Origin of the sequence: Brevundimonas sp. (assembly GCF_036732845.1) — a bacterium.
GTDB lineage: Bacteria > Pseudomonadota > Alphaproteobacteria > Caulobacterales > Caulobacteraceae > Brevundimonas.
This window is the reverse complement of record NZ_DAINBO010000080.1, coordinates 1-3,793: the sequence shown is the minus strand read 5'-3', so window position 1 is coordinate 3,793 and position 3,793 is coordinate 1. Positions and strand designations below refer to the sequence as shown.

Sequence of the window (3,793 nt, the reverse complement as noted above, 5' to 3'; positions counted from 1 at the left end):
CCGGCGCCGTCGTGCTCGACGCCGCCCTGTTCGCCGATCACGCCGCTGTCGATGACCGGCAGGTCCAGACGGTCGGCCACGCGCCGGGCGATGCGGGCGTCGTTGTCGTGGGCCTGCTTGCCGCCCCAGCCGTTGAACTGGATCAGGGACACGGCCAAGGCGCCGTCCGCGCCCTTGACGAAGGTCGGGCCGCTGTCGCGACACCACAGGTCGTCGGTGGGGATGTCCCAGACCTCGACCGCGCCGCTGAACCGGCGGCGATCCAGGCCGCGCGCGCTGGGCGCCGCCAGCAGGGCCACCGGCTCATGCTCGCCGATCGCATTGGCGATGTCGACGATGGAGGCTTGAACCGCCGCCAGGTCGCGGGCGCCGTAAACATCGACGCTGACGGGCCACTGCATCAGGGTTCGCTGATGCGGCGCGCTTTCCAGGGGCATTTCCAGTTTCATGGGCGCCGGTTCCGATCGCGCGCAGCCGGACGCGCCGACGCCCGCGAGGCTTATACCGGTCTGAAGAAGGCGTCGTCTGTCCATGATCGCGACTGTAGGTCAGGCGGCGAACTTCGACCAGTGTGGCTGAGAACCATTATCAATTAGGGGTTTGCGGCGTTTTGTCCGGCCGTTTTCGTGGACAAATCGGCCGCGTGGGAGCATCACGCGGGAAAGTCATTCCGCCGCAGGACCCTCAGGTTTTGTTCGACTACGCCGCCGCATTCCAGACCGCCGTCGAACAGGTGAAGGGCGAGGGGCGCTATCGCGTCTTCGCCGACCTGAAACGCGTGGCTGGAAATTTCCCGCGCGCCGTGCGTCGCCGTCCGAACGGAACCGAGCAGGACGTGATCGTCTGGTGCTCCAACGACTATCTGGGCATGGGCCAGCATCCGGTGGTGCTCGACGCCATGAAGGCCGAGGTCGACGCGGCGGGCGCCGGGGCCGGCGGCACGCGCAACATCTCGGGCACCACGCGCTCGGCCGTCGATCTGGAGGCCGAACTGGCGTCCTGGCACGGCAAGCAAGCCAGCCTGCTGTTCACCTCGGGCTATGTGGCCAATGAGGCGACGCTGACGACGCTGCAACGCATCCTGCCGGGTCTGATCATCTTCTCCGACAGCCTGAACCACGCCTCGATGATCGCGGGCATCAGGAACGGCGGCTGCGAACGGCACGTCTTCGCGCACAACGACCTGGCGCATCTGGAAACCCTGCTGGCCGCCGCTCCGGCCGACGCGCCCAAGCTGATCGCCTTCGAGAGCGTCTATTCGATGGACGGCGACATCGCCGACCTGAAGGGCACCATCGCCCTGGCCCACAAGTACGGCGCCATGACCTATCTGGACGAGGTTCACGCCGTGGGCCTGTACGGTGAAACCGGCGCGGGCGTGGCCGAGCGCGACGGCGTGCTGGACCAGATCGACATCATCGAATGCACCCTGGGCAAGGCCGTCGGCGTCATGGGCGGCTATATCGCCGCCGACGCGGTGATCGTGGACGCGGTGCGGTCCTGGGCCTCGGGCTTCATCTTCACCACCAGCCTGCCTCCGGCCCTGACCGCCGGGGCCTTGGCCTCGGTGCGGCACCTGAAGACCCATCCCGAACTGCGCGCGGCGCATCAGGAACGGGCCGCGACCCTGAAGCGGCTGTTCGCCGAGGCCGGCATTCCGGTGATGGACAGCGAGAGCCACATCGTGCCCGTGCGCGTCGGCAATCCGGTCCACTGCAAGAAGATTTCGGACATGCTGCTGGAAGAGCACGGCGTCTATGTCCAGCCGATCAACTATCCGACCGTGCCCAAGGGCACCGAGCGGCTGCGCTTCACCCCCTCGCCGAACCACACCGACGCCATGATGGCCGACCTGGTGGCGGCGATGGACAAGCTGTGGACCCACTGCAACGTGGCGCGCCGCCCTGCCGCCGCCTGAACCGGACCTCGGCGAGGTCATCCTCGAACTGACCCGCAACGGGTCGTATCTGAAATGCTCGGCCATTCACGCCGCCACCGGCCGCGAGGTCTCGGCCATCGGCCCGGCGGACCAGCCCGAGGCGCTGAAGCGCGTCGCCGTCGCCAAGTTGAAACGGGCGCTGGCGGGACCGGCCGCCTGACCTGTCCAAGGTTTCACAATTCCCCGTCTTGCCGGGACCGTCGCGGGGTCTAACGTTGCCGACCTGACCAAACGGGTTTGGAGCGTCTCACATGTCCCTGTCGATCTCTTCGGCGCGTCGGCTTCCCACGGGCCTGACCCTGTCGCTCCTGTGGGCGACCTTGATGGGGCTGTATATCTACAACGACTATTTCAGCCTCTATCTGCCCAAGACGCTTGAAAGAATGGCGACGGGACAGTTGGCCTTTGGGCCTGCGACGCCGACCGCGCTGTTGATCGTGTCGATCATGCTGGCCGTGCCGGCGGTGATGATCTTCCTGTCGGCGGCGCTGCCGCGTCTGATCAGCCGATGGCTGAACATCGTCCTGGGCCTGGCCTATACGGCGATCGAGGGGCTGACCTTCATCGGCTCGCCGCTGTTCTATCAGGTCGTGGTGGCGGTCGAGATCGTGACGACCCTGCTGGTCGTCCTCTATGCGATCCGTTGGCCCCGCGACGATTGAGCCGCCTGGGCCAGGACCACAAGATGTTGTGGTCCCCATCGACCGAGCGTAGATAGATCGGCGCTTTCGCCGCCCTCTCTAGTTCGGGATTCGTCCGTGACCGCCTTCACCCACGCCGACTATTTCTCCAAATCCCTGGCCGAGGCCGATCCCGAGATCTTCGGCGGCATCCAGGGCGAACTGGGCCGCCAGAAGGAGCAGATCGAGCTGATCGCTTCCGAGAACATCGTCTCCAAGGCGGTGCTGGAGGCGCAAGGCAGCGTCCTGACCAACAAATACGCCGAGGGCTATCCCGGCCGTCGCTATTACGGCGGCTGCGAATACGTCGATGTGACCGAGGATCTGGCGCGTGAGCGGGCCAAGAAACTGTTCGGCGCGGCCTTCGCCAACGTCCAGCCGCACTCGGGCGCTCAGGCCAACCAGGCGGTGTTCATGAGCCTGCTTCAGCCGGGCGACACCTTCCTGGGCATGGACCTGGCCTGCGGCGGCCACCTGACCCACGGCTCGCCCGCCAACCAGTCGGGCAAATGGTTCCGCCCGGTGACCTATAAGGTGCGCGAGGACGATCATCTGATCGACTATGACCACGTCGCCGAAATGGCCGAGCGCGAAAAGCCCAAGCTGATCCTGGCCGGGGCCAGCGCCTATTCGCGCCACATCGACTTCAAACGCTTCCGCGAGATCGCCGACGGCGTGGGCGCCTATCTGATGGTCGACATGGCCCACTATGCGGGCCTGATCGCGGGCGGCGTCTATCCCGATCCGGTGCCGCACGCCCATGTCGTGACCACCACCACCCACAAGACCCTGCGCGGCCCGCGCGGCGGCATGGTGCTGACCAACGACGGCGACATCTCCAAGAAGATCAACTCGGCCGTCTTCCCCGGCCTGCAAGGCGGGCCGCTGGAGCACGTCATCGCCGCCAAGGCCGTGGCCTTCGGCGAGGCGCTGAAGCCTGAGTTCAAGGCCTATGCCCGCCAGGTGGTGGACAACGCCCGCGCCCTGTCGGCCGTGCTGATCGAGCGCGGTGCGGCCATCGTTTCGGGCGGCACCGACAGCCACCTGATGCTGGTTGACCTCAGGCCCAAGGGCGTGACCGGCAAGGCGACCGAGGCGGAGCTGGAGCACGCCCTGATGACCTGCAACAAGAACGGCGTGCCGTTCGACACCGCGCCCTTCACCGTGACCTCGG

The 3,793-nt window shown here is 66.5% G+C and carries 5 protein-coding genes; 4 read left to right on the top strand and 1 reads right to left on the bottom strand.

The features are described from left to right. Nucleotides 1-449 (bottom strand): agmatine deiminase family protein (locus V7D63_RS13280; RefSeq protein ID WP_333592752.1); only part of this gene is annotated, 449 nt, incomplete at its 3' end. 242 nt (nucleotides 450-691) lie between these two features. Here V7D63_RS13280 and hemA point away from each other — a divergent pair. The 4 genes from hemA to glyA form a co-directional block, all read left to right on the top strand. Further along, nucleotides 692-1,918 carry a 5-aminolevulinate synthase gene (gene hemA, locus V7D63_RS13275; RefSeq protein ID WP_333592751.1) on the top strand — a complete coding sequence of 409 codons (1,227 nt, stop codon included), beginning with the start codon at nucleotides 692-694 and terminating at the stop codon, nucleotides 1,916-1,918. Beyond that, complete coding sequence (locus V7D63_RS13470; protein WP_442882148.1) at nucleotides 1,905-2,099, top strand: DUF6898 family protein; 195 nt, start codon at nucleotides 1,905-1,907, stop codon at nucleotides 2,097-2,099. Before hemA ends, V7D63_RS13470 begins: the two co-directional genes overlap by 14 nt. Nucleotides 2,100-2,190: 91 nt before the next feature. Beyond that, nucleotides 2,191-2,601, top strand: coding sequence for a DUF6326 family protein (locus V7D63_RS13265; RefSeq protein WP_333592749.1), 411 nt, complete (start codon nucleotides 2,191-2,193; stop codon nucleotides 2,599-2,601). Nucleotides 2,602-2,697: 96 nt separating this feature from the next. After that, the coding region (glyA, locus tag V7D63_RS13260) for a serine hydroxymethyltransferase (RefSeq protein ID WP_442882147.1) at nucleotides 2,698-3,793 on the top strand (1,096 nt) is incomplete at its 3' end.